Raw genomic sequence first — 238 nt, 5'->3', positions numbered from 1 at the left:
CGAGGACGTCACCCGCTTCAACTTCTCCGACGTGCAGCAGCGCGTGGCCGAGATGACGGCCCCCAAGCCGGACGAGCCGCCCAAGCCCGATGAAGGCCTGCCGCGCTTCTCGCTGAACAACATGGTGATCGAGGGCGGCGTCATCACGCTCGATGACAAAGTCACCGGCCGCAAGCAGGTGGTGGACGAATTGGCCATCGGCGTGCCGTTCATCTCCACCTTCGGCTACGCCACCGAC

Annotated in this window: 1 protein-coding gene; it reads left to right on the top strand. The window is 65.1% G+C overall.

Annotation, left to right across the window (positions count from 1 at the left end):
- Positions 1-238 (top strand): hypothetical protein (locus SB751_RS34960; protein WP_410749609.1); only part of this gene is annotated, 238 nt, incomplete at both ends.

The sequence above is a fragment of the Cupriavidus sp. SIMBA_020 genome, assembly GCF_046535395.1.
Classification (GTDB): Bacteria; Pseudomonadota; Gammaproteobacteria; order Burkholderiales; family Burkholderiaceae; genus Cupriavidus; species Cupriavidus campinensis.
Note: the sequence above shows the minus strand (reverse complement) of the source record. Positions and strands in the feature narration are given on the sequence as shown.